This is a genomic window from Flavobacterium sp. CF108, from assembly GCF_900129795.1.
Lineage (GTDB): Bacteria > Bacteroidota > Bacteroidia > Flavobacteriales > Flavobacteriaceae > Flavobacterium.
Genome location: NZ_FQWW01000003.1, coordinates 491730 through 509114, shown reverse-complemented (window position 1 = coordinate 509114; position 17385 = coordinate 491730). Strand labels below are relative to the sequence as shown.

Genomic DNA, 17385 nt, shown 5'->3' with positions numbered 1-17385 from the left:
ATTAAACACTTGCATACGCTTCCGATTCTTTGGCTGGCGGCGCTATTTTTCCCTGCGGATCTAATAAACAGGCGCAGACTTTAAACTCTGGAATTTTCGAAATTGGATCTAAAGTTCCCGGTGTTAATTGATTGGCTGATTTGTGTCCCGGCCAGTGATACGGAATAAAAACGGTATCTTTTCTAATGGTTTCTACAATATTGGCAGGGAAAATTCCTTCGCCTCTTCTTGTTGCTACTCTTACTAATTCTCTTTGTTTGATTCCGTATTTCGCAGCTAATTCAGGGTGAATTTCTAACATAGGTTCTGGAAACTGATCTACCAGTTTTCCTATTCGGCGTGTTTGAGTTCCACTTAAATATTGCGAAACAACACGGCCTGTTGTTAAGGTTATTGGATATTCTTCATCGGTAACTTCGCCCGGAAGTTTGTATGGTGCGGGATTAAAATGTGCTTTTCCGTCTGGTGTTTTAAACTTTTTATCTTCCCATAATCTTGGCGTTCCCGGATGATCTTCTGTTGGACAAGGCCAAAAAACGCCCATATTATCTTCAACTTTTTTATACGTAATTCCGAAATAATCTGCTGTTCCGCCTTTTGAAGCGACACGCAATTCGTTGAAAATTTGTTCGCTGTTATCGTAAGTAAATTTATCTTCTTCGCCTAATCTTTTAGCTATTTCTAATAAAATTGAAGTATCGGTTCTGGCTTCTCCCGGAGGCGTAACCGCTTGTCTGATTCTGATTACTCTTCCTTCTGCAGAAGTTGTTGTTCCTTCTTCTTCTTCCTGTAAAGAACCTGCCAAAACAATATCAGCATGACGCGCAGTTTCATTCAAAAAGAAATCAATACAAACGTAAAACTCTAATTTTTCTAATGCAGAACGCACATAATTATTATTTGGAAGAGAAACCAGCGGATTGAAACAAATGGAAATTAATCCTTTAATTTCGTCTCTGTGAATGGCTTCAATAATTTCATAAGCGGTAAGTCCTTTTCCGGGTAAATCTTTTTCGTCGATTCCCCAAACTTCTGATATGTATTTTCTGTGTTCAGGATTTTCAATATCTCTGTTTCCGGGCAATTGATCACATTTATGACCGTGTTCTCTTCCACCCTGACCGTTTCCTTGTCCAGTTATGGTTCCATAACCACAATAAGGTTTTCCAATTCTTCCTGTTGCCAAAACAAGATTGATACAGCCTAAAACATTATCAACACCTTTTGAGTGATGTTCTATTCCGCGCGCGTGGAGTAAAAAGCTTGTTTTTGCTTTTCCCCATAATTCGGCGGCGGCTTTTATTTTTTCTTTATCAATTCCGGTAACTTCTTCTGCCCATTCTAAAGTATAATCTTTTACGGCGTCAATTGTTTCCTGAAATCCTGATGTATAATTATCAATAAAATCGTGATCCAGCATATCATGATCTACTAAATATTTTAGCATTGCGCCGTATAAAGCAGAATCTGTTCCGGGTTTTACATCTAAGTGAATATCGGCTGTTCTGGCAAGCGGAATCATTCTCGGATCAATTACAATTAATTTTGCACCGCGATCTCTGGCTTTCCAAATCCAATGTGTTAAGGTTGGGAAAGTTTCGCTGATATTAGCTCCGGTTACAATGATAACTTCGGCATATTCTAAATCAGAATAATTGTTTGAAGCTCTGTCTAAACCAAATGCTTTTTTATTTCCGGCTCCGGCGCTTACCATACAAAGTCTTCCGTTGTAATCGAGGTTTCTTGTTTTTAAAGCGACACGGGCAAATTTTCCAACTAAATAACTTTTTTCATTGGTTAATGAAACTCCAGATAACATCGAGAATGCATGTTTTCCGTATTTTTCCTGAATTCTTTTTATTTCAGAAATCGTTTTATCCATCGCATCATCCCATGAAACTTTTTCAAAACCTTTTCCTTCTACTCTTTGTATCGGATGTAAAAGTCTGTCCGGGTGATTATTTTGAAGATACCTTTGAACGCCTTTTGGACACAAACGTCCTTCATTAAAAGGAAATTCCATCCACGGTTCAAAACCTACTACTTTATTTTCTTTAACCAATAACTGAATTCCACACTGCATTCCGCAAAAACAGCAATGTGTTTTTACGACGTCATCTGGTTCATCTCTTCCATCATAACCATCTACTGGTGCATAGTTTAGATGTGGACCAAATGCTTCAATTATTTTTTCAGTTGATACGGGTAGTTTTGCCATGTCTAATTTTTGTTTGTTTTGTTTCAAGTTTCAGGTTTCAAGTTTCACGTTCTGTGCGGAACTTGAAACTTGAAACTTGAAACTATTTTTTTTCTATCCAAATAAATTTCCGCCTTCTTGTCTGGCTTTTAAGTGTGCTTGAGCTAAGCGGGATCTTTTTCCTTCTGGGCTTAAATCGAGGTGAGATGTTCCATCTTCGTGGGTGAAATCAAAACCTAGTTCTTTGGTTACAATTTTTAAATCGTTTATATGAAGCTGGGTTGCAAATTCTTCTCCCGTATGCGGACAAACTGCCATTCCTTGTTTAATTCCTTCTTTTTTATAAATGTGCGCTCCAATTTGCGCCGGACGCTGAATGATATGAAAGAATTTTCCAAACGGAATCCAGATCAAAAACATGATTACCGTTACGGCATGAATTACGGCAAGGAAATCATATGCAAATCCTTTCATGAATTGATACGAATATGTTAGGCATAATCCTGTAACTGAAATGGCGATTAATAAAATCAATGGCAATAAATCGCCTTCAAAAGTTTGGGTTGCAATTAATCCGGGATTGGTTAATCTTCTTCTTAAATAATAAACAGATCCAATAATTACTAGCCATGACGACCAGTTTAAGGCATGAAAAATCAGAAAAGCCAGAAATGAGTTTATTTGAAAATCCATCATTTTAAATCCGAAGAAATGTGCTTCGTAAATGGAAATTGAATTTGGTGCGAGTGTAAAGTGAATCCATCCAAATGTAAGCGGGATTGTTATAGCAAAAGCCGATAAACAGCCTATTGCAATGCAAAAATGGGCAAACCAGCGCCATTTGCTTCTTGGATATATAAACTTTTGAACGACAATATTTTGTACGGATTCTTTTCCCAGAAACCATAAATGAGAAATTATTTTTCCGGTAAAAAGAAATTTAAGACTTCTTTTAAAATACATCCACGTTGGAGGTCTTTGCAGCCAAACAGTGTATCGATAAACGATTCCGAAGAAGGCAAAAACGGTTCCGAATAAATAAGTAACTAATGCTGCATCAAAATTTTGTAATTGTCTTGATCCGTAAAACACTAGTATGATTGTAAGTATAGAAACTAGTGTCGCAACAAGTAAGGCTTTGGTATTGTACGTTTTATCTTTCATCCTTAATTTTTAATTTAATGATTACTTTTTAACTTGGTTTCTCACAATTTTTACGATTGTAGAACCACCAATTGATACCTGTAGCTAATATAGTGAAAAAACAAACACCAATAAAAAATTGATTTACAGTACCATTAGCAGAAATATTATTCCCAATTAGTTTAGAAAATATAAAGGGCCCAAATGCTGCAATTGCGGCTGTCCAGCCAATTACTCCCGCTGCCTGACGCTGATTTTCGGCAAAAATAATTGGGTATTGTCTAAAGGTTCCTGCGTTTCCAATTCCGGTAAAGAAAAACATTCCCAGAATTACAGCTACAAAAAGAGGAAACTGATCCATACTTGTTGGCGCTACTAATCCTTGTGTTACGAGAATTACGGCTCCTGCCAAAATTCCTAAACCTGTTATGGTAGTTAATATCGCCCCGCCTACTTTATCAGCTACAAAACCAAAAGCAATTCGGCTGGCTGAACCAATTAGCGGACCGTAAAATGCATATACTAATGGATCTGGTGCGTTTGGAAAATCTCCGTATAAAAATTTAATCATTAGAGGGAAAGCCGCTGAAAGTCCTGCAAACGTTCCAAAAGTCATTACATAAGTAATGGTGCAATACCACGTATGTTTATTAGAAAATATATCCAGCTGTTCTTTAATAGAAGCTTTCATTGGTATGCTTCTCAAATAAAACCAGCTTACAATGGCTAAAAGAATTAAAAATGGTGCAAACCAAAATGCCGCTGACTGCAAATAAATTGGTGTATTTTTAACTGCTGAATTTTCCGGGCTGATTTGATTTAATATTTTTTCAGCCAGTTTTGGATTTGCATTGGCAATTGCTTTGGCTTTTGCTTTTACAGGCAATAAAGCAAAAACAATTGTTTTATCTGTAGAATGTACTGCTGTACTTACAGAATCAACTACGTTTTGTTTTACGTTTGAAAGTATTTTGGTTTGAATTTCTGCATCAAGTGATGTGAAAACTTCTTTTTGTTTTTCTACAGCTGTGATTTGAAGAACTGTTACGACTTCTTTAGAATCTATACTTGTAAATACTGTTGATGCGCCATAAATTCCGACACTTATAATAAGCGGCGTTACAAATTGTGCTATCGAAACACCAAAATTTCCTATTCCAGCCTGAATTCCCAGTGCTGTTCCTTTTAATCTTTTTGGGAAAAACAGGCTTGTGCTTGGCATGTAAGATGAAAAATCGCCTCCTCCAAAACCTGTTGTAAATGCTAAAACAGCAAATACCCAAAAAGGTGTATTTACATCCATAACGGCAAAACCAATTCCTATTACGGGAATTAATTTAATTGCTGTTGCAAAAGAAACGACGTGACGTGTTCCAAATATGGGTAATATAAATGTGTGAATTATTCGCAGCAATCCGGCCGCTAATCCAGGAATTGCGGTTAACCAAAAAAGCTGGTCTTTTGAAAAATTAAATCCTAAGCCGGGTAATTTAACGGCTATAACGCTCATCATAAACCAAGAGGCAAATGATAATATTAATGTTAATGTTGTTATTGTTAACGTTCTCCATGCAATTTTACTTCCGCCAGAATTCCAAAATCCTTCATCTTCCGGTTCCCATTTGTCTAACCAAGTTTTCATTCTTTCTATTTATTAAATTATTTATCTTCTATTTCTCTTGTAAAATCTGGTGATTTGCTTCTCAAAGCTTTAATGATCGTTCTATGCATCCAGAGCAGACAAAGCACAGAAACTATAAAAATGAAGATCCATGAACTTGTCCATAGTCCGGTGTAATTGAGAAGATATCCAAAGATTATAGGCCCGAAGAACCCGCCTAGTCCGCCAATTAAACCTACCATTCCGCCAACCACTCCCACTTCATTTGGAAAATATTCGGGAATGTGTTTATAGACGGCGGCTTTTCCAATTCCCCATGAAATACCAATCAGGATTACTAAAACCAGATACACCCAAAGATTGGCACTGAAGTTAATTTGTGTAATTCCTTTCGCTAATAATTCTTTCTTTTTGACTTCCTGATTTTGCTTTACAACAATTTCCTGCCATGATTTTTTTACTGGAAAAACAGATTCGCTATTTACTTCTGAATTTTCCTTAGTATTGATTTGATGTGTTTTGTCGTTTACGATTATTTTATCAGCCGAAACTTCTGTTACAACTCCATTATTCATTGCCAAAACGCCCGGGCCTGCGGTGTAGATTTCCATTTTCGGAAACATTAATAAAAAGCTGATTACTATTGATGATCCTAAAACCCAATACATTACTTTTCTGGCTCCAAATTTATCTGAGAGATAGCCGCCAAAAGCCCTGATAACGCCCGATGGTAAACTAAATAGTGTTGCAAACATTCCGCCCATAACTAATGTGGTGCTGTAAACATTCATGAAATTGGGAAGCAGCCATTGCGAATACGCCACAAAAAATCCGAAGACTAAAAAATAGTAAGCTCCAAAACGCCAAACTCGGGCGTTTTTAAGCGGAGACATTAATTGTGGGATTGTTTTAGAAACTCCGGGATTGGTTTTATTTTTAGCGAAAACAATAAAAAGAATTCCTATTATTACCAGCATAACGGCATAAATTACGGGAAGCATTTTCCAGCCGTTTATTGGGTCTTTTTCAGATAAATAATTCAATAAAGTTGGTGCAATAAAAGTGGTAATGGCTGCGCCGGCATTTCCCATTCCGAAGATTCCTAAAGCTCTTCCCTGCCATTCTTTTGGATACCAGATTGAAGTATATCCAATTCCGACAGCGAAACTTGTTCCTACTAATCCGAAGAAAAAACTCAGCAAAGCAAAACTTAAAAACGAACTGGCAAAAGGCAGTAAAAAAAGTGGAATTGAACAAAGTAAAAGTAAAACTGAGAAAACGATTTTACCGCCATATTTGTCTGTTAAAATCCCGATTGGAAGTCTGAAAATTGAACCGGAAAGAATTGGAATTCCTAACAGCCATCCTATTTGGACTACTGTAAAATTGAAAATTCCTTTATCTGTTAAATATGTTATTAAAACTCCGTTTAGTGTCCAGCAGGCAAAACATATCGTAAAAGCGAGAGTATTTAAAAATAAAATTCGGTGGGATTGAGATAAACTGCTCATAAAAACTTTAATCTATTTCGACTTAATGAGGTATAGTTCCTCAATTATCAAAAGCAAAATTAAAGCGACACTTTCTTATAGAAAATGATATATATCATACAAAAAAGATATTTTTATCTTTAATAGAGATATAACTGAAAATAAACATCTAAATTTATTTGCATAAAAAAAGCTTTTCTTCTTTGTAAGAGAAAAGCTTTTATAAATTTTGAGTTATAATTTTTTAATTTTTTCGATCCATATCTTTTGCATATTCTGGTGATTTCTCTTTCATGAGATTTACTACAATACGATGCATCCAAATCAAACAAATTAAGGATATTGCTAAAATAAACATCCAGGAACTGGTCCAGAAACCCGTAAAACTTAAAAGATAACCAAATATGATTGGGCCGAAAAATCCGCCGAGACCGCCAAGAAGGCCAACCATTCCGCCAATAACACCTACTTCATTAGGGAAATAATCCGGAATGTGTTTGTAAACCGCAGCGGCGCCAATTCCCCATGCGGCACCAATCAAAATAACTAATACAAGATATACCCACATATTGGCTTCAAAATGAATTTGTGTGATTCCTTCGGCCAATAAATCTTTCTTTTGAACCTGCTGATTTTGTTCGACAACAACTTCCTGCCAAGATTTTTTAGAAGGGAAATATTTATTGTGTACCGCATTTTTATCTTCCTGCGCAATTTGATACGTTTTACCTCCTGCTACAACTTCATTTTCTGAAACTTTGGTTACTGTTCCGGCTTTTGAAGCCACAAGCCCTGAGCCTGAAGTTGTGATATCCATTTTAGGAAACATTAGTAAAAAGCTAAGTACAACTGAGGAACTTAAAACCCAATACATTACTTTTCGCGCTCCGAATCTATCCGATAAAAATCCGCCATACGCTCTGATTACGCCTGACGGTAGACTAAATAAAGCCGCAAAAAGTCCGCCCATTACTAAAGTCGTATGGTATACATTTAAAAAATTAGGAAGCAGCCATTGTGAAAAGGCTACAAAAGAACCAAAAACCAGAAAATAATATAATCCGAATCGCCAGACTCTGGCACTTTTAAGTGGTTTTAATAATTGACCGACAGTTTTAGACTGCGCTTCTATTTTTTTATTTTTTGTAAAAATTAAAAATACAATTCCCATTAAGAGTAAAGCACTTCCGTAAATTACGGGAAGCCATTTCCAGCCATTTTCAGGATCAGTTTCTGAAAAATTGGTTAATAAGGTTGGGGCAAGAAATGTGGTAAGTGCGGCACCGGAACTTCCCATTCCGAAAATTCCCAAAGCTCTTCCCTGCCATTCCTTTGGATAATAAATAGAAGTATATCCTACGCCAATTGCAAAACTGGTTCCCACCATTCCGAACAAAAAGCTTAAAATGGCAAATGTCCAGAAACTATCTGCAAATGGTAATAAAAAAAGCGGAATTGAGGATAAAATCAATAAGCAGGAAAAAACGGGTTTTCCGCCAAATTTATCGGTTAGAATTCCCATTGGCAAACGCATAATTGAGCCCGTTAAAATTGGAATCCCAAGCAGCCATCCTATCTCGACGACACTCCATTCAAAAATTCCCCTGTCGTTTAAAAAAGTAACTAATACGCCGTTTAACGTCCAGCAGGCAAAACAAACCATAAAGGCTAACGTATTGAAAAAAAGAATGCGGTGTGATTGTGAAAGATCTGCCATAGAAAATACTTTTTAGTAATTAGTGATTAAAAACTTATTGTGTATAACTCCGATGTTTTGGCGAATAAAATTTCAGTCTGTTTTTATATGGATATATTAAAATTAAGAAAAAAACCTATTAAAACATTAATTATTAATCTTTTAAACTCTAAAAGTAGTTTTTATAAATCTGAAGTATTTTTCTAATTTTTTGAATTGAAGTGCTTTTCAAGACATTTTTGAGTGTTTTTTAAATGCTTAAAAAGTAATTTAAGACATTAAAAACTAGCAAATTAAATGAAAAATATTACAATTTATTATTACGCAGAAAAATATTTTTAACATTTTGAGAAATAAAAACAAACAATCAAAATACTGATAATCAATATTTTAAAAACAAAAATAGATTAATTAAATACTTTTATCTGCATCATTTTGAAAAAAAGTTTACTAAACTTTTGGTTTTTATTAGATTAAAATTAACTTTGTCTATAGGATTAGTAGAGTTATAAATAATATTCGAAACCAAAAAAACTATATTTTGAAAACAACCGAAAGCATATCGTATTATATTCTTCCAAAAAATGATACTTATAACAATTGTTGTTATATGTGCTTCTGTTGTTAATTACCAACGCAATCCGTTCGTTATTAGATTAAATTTTAAATCTAATAAACGAAATCTCAATTTCACCACCAAGATTACTTTTATTGAATTACAATTGTCTAATTGATGCATAAAACTGCAGCAAAAGGATTTTTGAATATACCTATATTTTAAAAAGAAAATAATTAATCAACTAAAAAACAACCAAAATGAAAACAATGCAAACCTGCTGCTGTAAATAAAAAAAGCCATTTCTGCGGCAACAGAAATGGCGAGGCTTAAAGAACATTTATCACTAAATCAAGGAAACAATCAGAGTGCTGAAAATTCAGCTCTCAGGGCGCCTTGTTAATTACTTAAACCATTACAAAGAAATGAAAAAAAATATAAACCTCATTTTATGGGTTACAATTTTGTTAACATCCCTGCAATTTCAGGCACAAAATACAACACCGCTTATCCAATCTAAACTCGACGGAACGGTAGTCGATGATATTACAAATCAGCCAATTATAGGTGCATCAGTAACAATTAAAGGTACTACTCACGGTGTACAGACAGATGCAGAAGGAAAATTTTATTTTCAAACGGGTCAGAAATTTCCTTACACCTTAATCGTAAGTTACATAGGATATAAGAAACTAGAAATTATAGTTGAGAAAAATCCGGTAACGATTCATTTAAAAGAAGAAAGACAAGAACTGGACGAATTAGTTGTTGTAGGTTACGGAACTCAAAAGAGAAAAGACATTACAGGTTCTGTAGCTTCTGTACCAAAAGCCAATTTATCTCAGGTAACTTCATCAGCAGATAACTTATTACGAGGCGCTGTTGCCGGTGTGGTAGTTACACAAAGTTCTGGTCGTCCGGGCGCTTCTTCAAGTGTACGTATTCGTGGAGGAAACTCAATCACAGCGGGTAACGAGCCTTTATATGTAGTTGACGGAATTTTGATTTATAATGACAACAATAACAGTTCTGCCGGAATATCTAACGCCGGAGCAAGTTTAAATGTTTTGTCTACTATAAATCCTGCTGATATTGAATCAATCGAAGTTTTAAAAGATGCGTCTGCAACTGCAATTTACGGTTCACGTGGTGCAAATGGAGTTGTTATTATTACAACTAAAAAAGGAACAAAAGGACAGGATAATATTTCATACCAAGGTTATTTTGGATTTCAAAATGTTTCAAAAAGACTTCATGTAATGAATGCCAGCCAATGGGCTAGTTTACGAAATGATGTTCAGGCAAGTATTGGTCAGGCTCCGTCTTTTTCTGCAGCGCAGATCGAAGCTTTTAAAACTTCTGGAAGTTACGACTGGCAGGATGCAGCGTTTAGAACTGCGGCTCCGGTTCAAAATCATCAATTGTCTTTTTCAGGCGGAGACGAAAGATCAAGATATGCGGTTTCTGCAGGATACTTTGATCAGGAAGGTACTGTTCTGGGATCTGATTTTAGACGTATCTCTCTTCGTATTAATTATGAAAGAAACTATTCTCAAAACTTTAAATTTGGTATTAATGCCAATTACAGCAACTCACTTTCTAATGGTATAGCCAATAACGGAAGCGGAGGAAGAAATCCAAACCCTTTGGTTAGTGTTTTGTTAACTGCTCCTGTAGTGCCTATTAGAAATGAAAATGGAAGTTATAATGTAACTAACAATCCTTATGCAACTTCTGTTAACGGTTTTGTTCCAAACCCTATTAATGATTTGGAAAATACAATTAACGAAACTAAAATCAACAGAATCCTAACCAGTTTATTTGGAGAATATAAAATCACTAAAAAACTGACGGCTAAAGTTGCTGTAAGCGGTGACGTTATCAATACAAAACAAAACTATTATGCCCCTGCAAATACATCAAATGGTGCAGGAACAAAAGGTTCAGCTTCTGTTGGAGACAGATTGGTAAGTTCTGTATTAAATGAAAATACTTTAAACTATAATACCAACTTCGGTGAAAACCATAAATTCTCAGCTTTAGGAGGTTATACACTTCAATACACACAAGGTGAAGTGGTTACAGCTGGAGCTAATACATTTGTAAATGATGCCAATACCTATAATGCACTTCAGGATGGTGTTGCGGTAAAACCTGGCAGTGATGCTTTTGAAAGTGTTTTAAAATCATGGCTGGCAAGAGTTAACTACTCTTATAAAGGAAAATACAACTTTACACTTTCTGCCCGTGCGGATGGATCTTCAAGATTTGGTTCGGAATCACTTTGGGGTTATTTCCCTTCAGCAGGTTTCTCCTGGAATATTACCGATGAAGAATTTGCAAACAACATTAAAGGTGTAACTGAGGCAAAACTTAGACTTACTGCCGGAACAACAGGAAATCAGGAAATTGGAAACTATTTAGCTTTAGCTCAAATGGGATCTGTAAACTATTCTTTTGGCGGAACATTATACACTGGTCTTGCTCCTACCCGATTGGCAAATCCAGATTTGAAATGGGAAAAAACAACGCAGTATAATGTTGGTTTAGATTTATCATTATTAGAAAGAAAAATCAATTTTGTTTTTGATGTGTATTACAAAAAAACAAACGATTTGTTAATCAGTGTTCCGGTGCCGTTAACTTCAGGATATGCAAGTGTACTTCAAAATATTGGAGGGGTTGAAAATAAAGGTATCGAAATTGGTTTAACGACTGAAAACTTAAAAACAGAAAATTTCTCATGGAATTCAAATATTGTTTTCTCTGCTAACAGAAACAAAGTTGTAGCTATTGGAAACGGAGTAAATCAGTTTTTCCCTGTAGTACCAAACGGTTCTTTATTGCAACAGCAGCCGGTTACAGTAAAAGTAGGACTGCCTTTAGGAACTTTCTGGGGATACAGAACAAATGGAATTTTCCAAACTCAGGAAGAAGTTAATACACAGCCAAAAATCAACAGTTTAGCGAACACAAAAGTGGGAGACAGAAAATATGTTGACACAAACGGAGACGGTGTAATTACAGCTCTTGACAAAGGAAATTTAGGTTCATCTCAGCCAAAATTTGTTGGAAGTTTCAGCAACACGATTTCCTATAATGATTTTGATTTGAATTTCTCTTTTCAAGGTTCTTATGGAGGAAAAATCTTCAATGCTTTAAACCAGCAGTTAGAAATTTCAACTCTTGGAACAAATGCTAATGTAACGTTAGAAGATCGCTGGACACCAACAAACCCAAGCAACGAAATTCCGAGAGCAACAAGTTCTCCGTTAGGAATTGTTTCTGAGCGTTATGTAGAAGATGCTTCTTTCTTACGATTAAAATTAATCACTCTTGGTTATACATTACCTAAAAGTACCTCTAAAAAACTGGGAGCAAAAAGTGTGAAATTCTATGTTTCTGCAGAAAACCTAATTACATGGACAAAATACTCTGGTTATGATCCAGAAGTAAGTTCATACGAACAAAACAACTTATATCCGGGAATTGATTTTGGTTCTTATCCAAACTCAAAAACATTCATCTCGGGCTTGAACGTAACTTTCTAAGTAAAAAAAATATATCAAAATGAAAAAGATTATAATAACATTCCTTTTAAGTGCCGGACTGTTTGTATCGTGCACGGATCTGGAGGTAACACCAACCTCTTTTGTAACCGAAGATAATTACTTTATAACCCAAGATGATGCCGTTGCGAGTGTAACTGCGGTTTATGCTTCTTTAAGCCTTGATCCGGGAGAGCAGAGTTTATTTGGGAGAAACTTATATTTCTTAACCGATATGGGTTCTGATTATGCTGCAGCCGGAGTTTCTGCAACAAACCCACAGGTTAGAGCTTTGAGCAGTTTAACGCACGATGCAACTTCAGACCGTGTTCAGGTGGCATGGAGACAAATTTATGCGGGAATTAACAGAGCCAATGTTTCTATTGACAATATCCCAAAAGTTACAGGATCTGAAGTTGTAAAAACAAGATTAATCAACGAAGCTAAATTTATCCGCGGATTACTTTATTTTCAGGCTGTTCGTATCTGGGGCGGTGTTCCAATTGTTTTACACGAACCAACTTCTATTCAATTAGAAAGTTTAAAATCAAGAAGAGAATCTGTAGATAATGTGTATGCTCAAATTATTTCAGATTTAACTGCTGCCGAAAGTTTACCTGCAACTTACACTGCTGCAGATGCCGGACGTGCTACTTCTGGAGCTGCAAAAGCTATTTTGGCAAAAGTGTATTTGACAAGAAAAGATTATCCAAATGCTATTTTAAAAGCAAGAGAAGTAATTAACGGAGGATACGGTTATGCTTTATTTGAAAACTTTCAGGACATTTTTACGAAAACAAAAAAGAACGGAAAAGAACATATTTTCTCTGTTCAATTTGAGCCAAACCAAGCCGGAAACGGATCTAGCGGAAGTACTTTTCAGGCAACATCTTTTACCGGATTTACAGCAACTGAACCTGCTGATATTATTTCAGATGTAGCCTTGTTTTATGACATTTATGAAGCTGGAGATACGCGTAGAGATGTAAGTTATGCTAAACAACTGCTTAACCCAACTACAGGAACTTTGTATACTTTCCCAAAACCAATTTTCAAAAAATACCTTGATTTGTCCAATTTGGCTACTCCATCAAACGTAGCGATCAATTTCCCTTTAATTCGTTATGCAGACATCTTATTGTCTTTGGCGGAAGCCATAAATGAGCAAGGTGCACCAACTGCAGAAGCTTATGAATTAATTAATCAGGTAAGAAGAAGAGCTTACGGAAAACCAATTGCAACACCAGATGCAGCTGTAGATTTAGCTGGATTAAACCAAACCACTTTTAGGGCTGCCATTCAGGAAGAACGCAAAAAAGAATTTGTTCAAGAAGGACAACGCTGGTTTGACTTAGTACGTTGGGGAACACTTGTTACTGAAGTTAAAAAAGTTACGGCTAAAAACTCGGTTTCAGAACGTAATAATTTATATCCAATTCCGCAAAGCGAAAGAAATATTGATCCGATAGGATTGCCACAAAATCCAGGTTATTAATAAAATGATTAAAAAACTGTTCATCCTTGCCCTATTGGTTGCTGCACAATCTCACCTATTTGCACAGAAAAAGCAGCCTAACATCATCGTCATTTTGGCGGATGATTTAGGTTACTCAGATATTGGTGCTTTTGGCTCAGAAATTAAAACTCCAAACCTGGATAAACTTGCTAAAAACGGGCTTATTATAAAGCAGTTTTATAATGCAGGCCGCTGCTGTCCTTCGCGGGCTTCATTGCTAACGGGTTTGTATCCGCATCAGGCAGGTGTTGGCGATATGGTTCAGGATAAAGGATTTCCGGCTTATCAGGGATATTTAAACGAGCATTGTATCACCATTGGACAAGCACTTAAACAGGCAGGATACAGTACGATTGTTTCAGGAAAATGGCACGTTGGTTTAGTGCCATCAGCCTGGGCGGTTAATAGAGGATTCGATGATTCTTTTACATTACAAAACAACGGGAGCAGTTATTTTAACTCGCAGCCTTTATATAATGACGGAAGAAAAGTTACTTTTTTGAAAGGAGATAAAGAAATTATCCGCACGGATACTTCAACTTATCTGACTCAGGAAATTACCAATTTTGCCATCAGTTCTTTAGAAAAACAGCACAATCAGCAAAAACCATTTTTTCTGTATGTTGCTTATAATGCTCCACATTGGCCCATTCAGGCATTGCCGAAAGATATTGCAAAATACAAAGGTAAATACCTAAAAGGATGGGATAAATTGAGGGCAAGCCGTTTTAAAAAATTAAAAGAACAAGGAATTATTGATAAAAATTGGGACTTATCTAATCGTTTTGAAAAAGTGCCGGATTGGGAAAAACTAAGCACCGAAGAAAAAGACAAATGGGATACCCGAATGGCAATTTACGCCGCCATGATAGACAGAATGGATGCCGGAATTGGAGAAATCCTGCAGAAAGTCAAGACGTTGGGAGAAGAAGATAATACCCTAATTCTTTTTCTTTCAGATAATGGAGGAAGTGCCGATGATGTAAAAAACTGGAATTATGTTACACAAAAAAATGGAACACCAGGTTCTGCTGTATCTATTGATAGTTACGAAAGTCCGTGGGGAAATGTGAGCAACACGCCTTTTCAACTATTCAAAAAGAATACCCACGAAGGCGGAATTGCTTCTCCTTTTATTGCTTACTATCCAAAGCATATTAAAGCCGGAACAGTAAGTAACCGAGTAAGTCATGTGATTGATATTTTCCCGACTTGTCTGGAATATGCAGATTTTCAATACCCTGATGCTTTTCAAGGAAAAAACCTCACACCTTTAGAAGGAATCAGCTTAAAAAAGGAATTTGAAGGACAGCAATCTGATGTACATGAAGCCTTGTTTTGGGAACATGAAGGCAGCAAAGCAGTAAGAAAAGATCAATGGAAAGCAGTAGCCGAAAACAATCAGCCTTGGGAATTGTACAATCTTACTGCAGATAGAACAGAAACAAAAAACGTAGCAAAATTAGAACCGAAACTACTCCAAACCCTAATTGAGTTACATCAAAAATGGTCTGTAAAAGTAGGTGTCGAAGATTGGAATAGAATAAAATAGTTTAATTAAAATACTGATTACTAATAAATAAAAATTTAATCGAATGAAAAATTTTAAAAATTTCAGTACAATCAAAAGCTCTGGAAAAGGGCTTTTGATTACTGCATTGCTAGCTGCACAATTTGGCTTTGCACAAGATACTCAAGAGTTCAAAGGAACAATTGGTAAAACATTAGCCGATTCAAAAGAATATTGGCCAGAGCCTGTAAAAGCACCAAAAGGAGCTCCAAATATTGTTTGGATTTTGTTAGATGATGTTGGATTTGGAGCTGCAAGTGTTTTTGGCGGCTTAATTCAAACGCCAACTTTTGAAAATCTGGCAAATAACGGTTTACGTTATACCAACTTTCATACAACTGCAATTTGTGCGCCAACGCGTGCAGCATTATTAACTGGAAGAAATTCTGGAAGAGTACACGAAAGCGGATTTTCACACACTATTTTATCAGCTGGTTTTCCGGGCTGGGACGGAAGAATTCCATCTGATAAAGGAACAATTGCAGAGATTTTACGTGAAAATGGATACAACACTTTTGCCGTTGGTAAATACGGTGTAACTCCAGATGAAGATGCTACAGACGCTGGTCCGTTTGACAGATGGCCAACCGGAAAAGGTTTCGACCATTTCTACGGATTCCTTGGTTCTCAAACTGATCAATACAATCCTGATTTAGTGGAAGATCAGGCACATGTGAAACCAGATGGACGTCACTTAAATGAATTAATTACAGATAAAGCGATCAGCTACATTAAAAAACAGCAAAAAGCGGCACCTGGAAAACCATTCTTTTTGTACTATGCGCCGGGAGCTGTTCATGCACCTCATCAGGTTGCTGAAAAATGGATCGAGCCTTACAAAGGAAAATTTGACGAAGGTTATGATGTGTATCGCGAAAAAGTATTGGCAAACCAAAAGAAATTAGGTGTTGTTCCTGCTAACGCGGTATTACCGGAACGTAATGCTCTTATAACAGATTGGAAAAAATTAACTCCGGATGAAAAGAAAGTATACGCAAGATTCATGGAAGCTTACGCTGGATTCCTGACTTATACGGATGCTGAAGTTGGAAGAGTTGTAAATTATCTAAAAGAAAGCGGACAGCTTGACAACACTTTAATTTTTGTTGCTATTGGAGATAACGGAGCAAGTAAAGAAGGAACTTTACAAGGAACAATCAACCAAAGTTTATTTTCTCAAGGAAAAACAGAAGCAGAAAATCTTCAAAGCAATTTAAATAATATTGGAGAAATTGGAACTGCAAAAGGTTTAAATACAAATTATCCGTTAGGATGGGCGCAGGCAACAAACGTTCCTTTTAAAAACTGGAAACAAGATGCACATTCTGAAGGTGGAACTCGTAACCCGTTAATTGTTTTTTATCCAAACGGAATTAAAGACAAAGGCGGAATCAGAAATCAATACAGCCACGTAACAGATTTACTTCCAACAACTTTAGAAATCGCAGGAATTAAAGCTCCGGAATATATCAAAGGAATTAAACAAGATATTATTCAGGGTTCTTCTTTCCAAGCTTCTTTAGACAATCCAAAAGCAGAATCTTTACACAAAGTTCAGTACTACTATATCTTCGGAAACAGAGCTATTTATAAAGATGGATGGAAAGCTGCTGCGGCGCATTTACCAGATTCATTTGCTGTAAAACAATCAATAGGTAAAAACGAAAAACCTGCTGCAAGCAATTTTGATACTGATGTTTGGGAATTATACAACTTAAACGAAGATTTCAACGAACGTAACAATCTGGCTAAAAAATATCCTGAAAAGTTAGCCGAACTTCAAAAATTATTTGACGAACAGGCAAAAGAAAACAATGTTTATCCATTGATTGACTGGCAGGATGTTTACAACAGAAGAATCCACAATACAGGAGCTGATAAAGGTAAAACATTACAAGATTTAGTGAAACAAGTAACTAAACCTGCAGATACAGAAACTGCAAAATAATGATTATCAACCTGCAAGGTTTAAAAAACCTTGTAGGTTTTTCAATAAAAAACAGAAGATTCTAACAAATTAGTGAAAAAATAAAAAATAAAACTCGACT

At 36.0% G+C, this 17385-nt stretch carries 9 protein-coding genes; 4 read left to right on the top strand and 5 right to left on the bottom strand.

Annotated features, from left to right (window positions below):
- Position 1 precedes the first annotated feature (1 nt).
- The 5 genes from BUE10_RS10900 to BUE10_RS10880 all read right to left on the bottom strand — a co-directional run bounded on the left by BUE10_RS10900 (position 2) and on the right by BUE10_RS10880 (position 8168).
- The gene (locus BUE10_RS10900) at positions 2 to 2218 is read right to left on the bottom strand and encodes a molybdopterin oxidoreductase family protein (RefSeq protein WP_073485273.1); all 2217 of its coding nucleotides are present in this window, start codon (positions 2216 to 2218) and stop codon (positions 2 to 4) included.
- A 93-nt stretch (positions 2219 to 2311) separates the two neighbouring features.
- Entirely contained in the window at positions 2312 to 3361 is a 1050-nt protein-coding gene (locus tag BUE10_RS10895) for an MFS transporter (protein ID WP_073484993.1), read from the bottom strand.
- A gap of 28 nt (positions 3362 to 3389) precedes the next feature.
- A complete protein-coding gene (locus BUE10_RS10890; protein ID WP_073484992.1) occupies positions 3390 to 4982 on the bottom strand; it encodes a magnesium transporter MgtE N-terminal domain-containing protein in 1593 nt (530 codons plus the stop codon).
- A 17-nt stretch (positions 4983 to 4999) separates the two neighbouring features.
- Positions 5000 to 6472 carry an MFS transporter gene (locus BUE10_RS10885; protein ID WP_073484990.1) on the bottom strand — a complete coding sequence of 491 codons (1473 nt, stop codon included), beginning with the start codon at positions 6470 to 6472 and terminating at the stop codon, positions 5000 to 5002.
- A gap of 223 nt (positions 6473 to 6695) precedes the next feature.
- Positions 6696 to 8168, bottom strand: coding sequence for an MFS transporter (locus BUE10_RS10880; RefSeq protein WP_073484989.1), 1473 nt, complete (start codon positions 8166 to 8168; stop codon positions 6696 to 6698).
- Between the two features lie 960 nt (positions 8169 to 9128).
- Between BUE10_RS10880 and BUE10_RS10875 the strand changes: the two genes are divergently transcribed.
- Genes BUE10_RS10875 through BUE10_RS10860 form a run of 4 tightly spaced genes read left to right on the top strand, consistent with a single transcriptional unit; the run spans position 9129 to position 17285 of the window.
- Positions 9129 to 12254, top strand: coding sequence for a SusC/RagA family TonB-linked outer membrane protein (locus BUE10_RS10875; protein ID WP_073484987.1), 3126 nt, complete (start codon positions 9129 to 9131; stop codon positions 12252 to 12254).
- A gap of 19 nt (positions 12255 to 12273) precedes the next feature.
- On the top strand, positions 12274 to 13746 hold the full coding sequence (locus BUE10_RS10870; RefSeq protein ID WP_073484985.1) for a RagB/SusD family nutrient uptake outer membrane protein: 1473 nt from the start codon (positions 12274 to 12276) through the stop codon (positions 13744 to 13746).
- Between the two features lie 4 nt (positions 13747 to 13750).
- Complete coding sequence (locus tag BUE10_RS10865) at positions 13751 to 15319, top strand: arylsulfatase (RefSeq protein ID WP_073484984.1); 1569 nt, start codon at positions 13751 to 13753, stop codon at positions 15317 to 15319.
- 43 nt (positions 15320 to 15362) lie between these two features.
- Positions 15363 to 17285 carry an arylsulfatase gene (locus tag BUE10_RS10860; protein WP_073484982.1) on the top strand — a complete coding sequence of 641 codons (1923 nt, stop codon included), beginning with the start codon at positions 15363 to 15365 and terminating at the stop codon, positions 17283 to 17285.
- Positions 17286 to 17385: the final 100 nt, after the last annotated feature.

Bases quoted from the DNA above. Each gene is read 5' to 3' on its own strand.
- BUE10_RS10900 (WP_073485273.1), bottom strand. From the start codon at position 2,218: ATGGCAAAACTACCCGTATCAACTGAAAAAATAATTGAAGCATTTGGT.
- BUE10_RS10880 (WP_073484989.1), bottom strand. From the start codon at position 8,168: ATGGCAGATCTTTCACAATCACACCGCATTCTTTTTTTCAATACGTTA.
- BUE10_RS10890 (WP_073484992.1), bottom strand. From the start codon at position 4,982: ATGAAAACTTGGTTAGACAAATGGGAACCGGAAGATGAAGGATTTTGG.
- BUE10_RS10865 (WP_073484984.1), top strand. From the start codon at position 13,751: ATGATTAAAAAACTGTTCATCCTTGCCCTATTGGTTGCTGCACAATCT.
- BUE10_RS10875 (WP_073484987.1), top strand. From the start codon at position 9,129: ATGAAAAAAAATATAAACCTCATTTTATGGGTTACAATTTTGTTAACA.
- BUE10_RS10895 (WP_073484993.1), bottom strand. From the start codon at position 3,361: ATGAAAGATAAAACGTACAATACCAAAGCCTTACTTGTTGCGACACTA.
- BUE10_RS10860 (WP_073484982.1), top strand. From the start codon at position 15,363: ATGAAAAATTTTAAAAATTTCAGTACAATCAAAAGCTCTGGAAAAGGG.
- BUE10_RS10870 (WP_073484985.1), top strand. From the start codon at position 12,274: ATGAAAAAGATTATAATAACATTCCTTTTAAGTGCCGGACTGTTTGTA.
- BUE10_RS10885 (WP_073484990.1), bottom strand. From the start codon at position 6,472: ATGAGCAGTTTATCTCAATCCCACCGAATTTTATTTTTAAATACTCTC.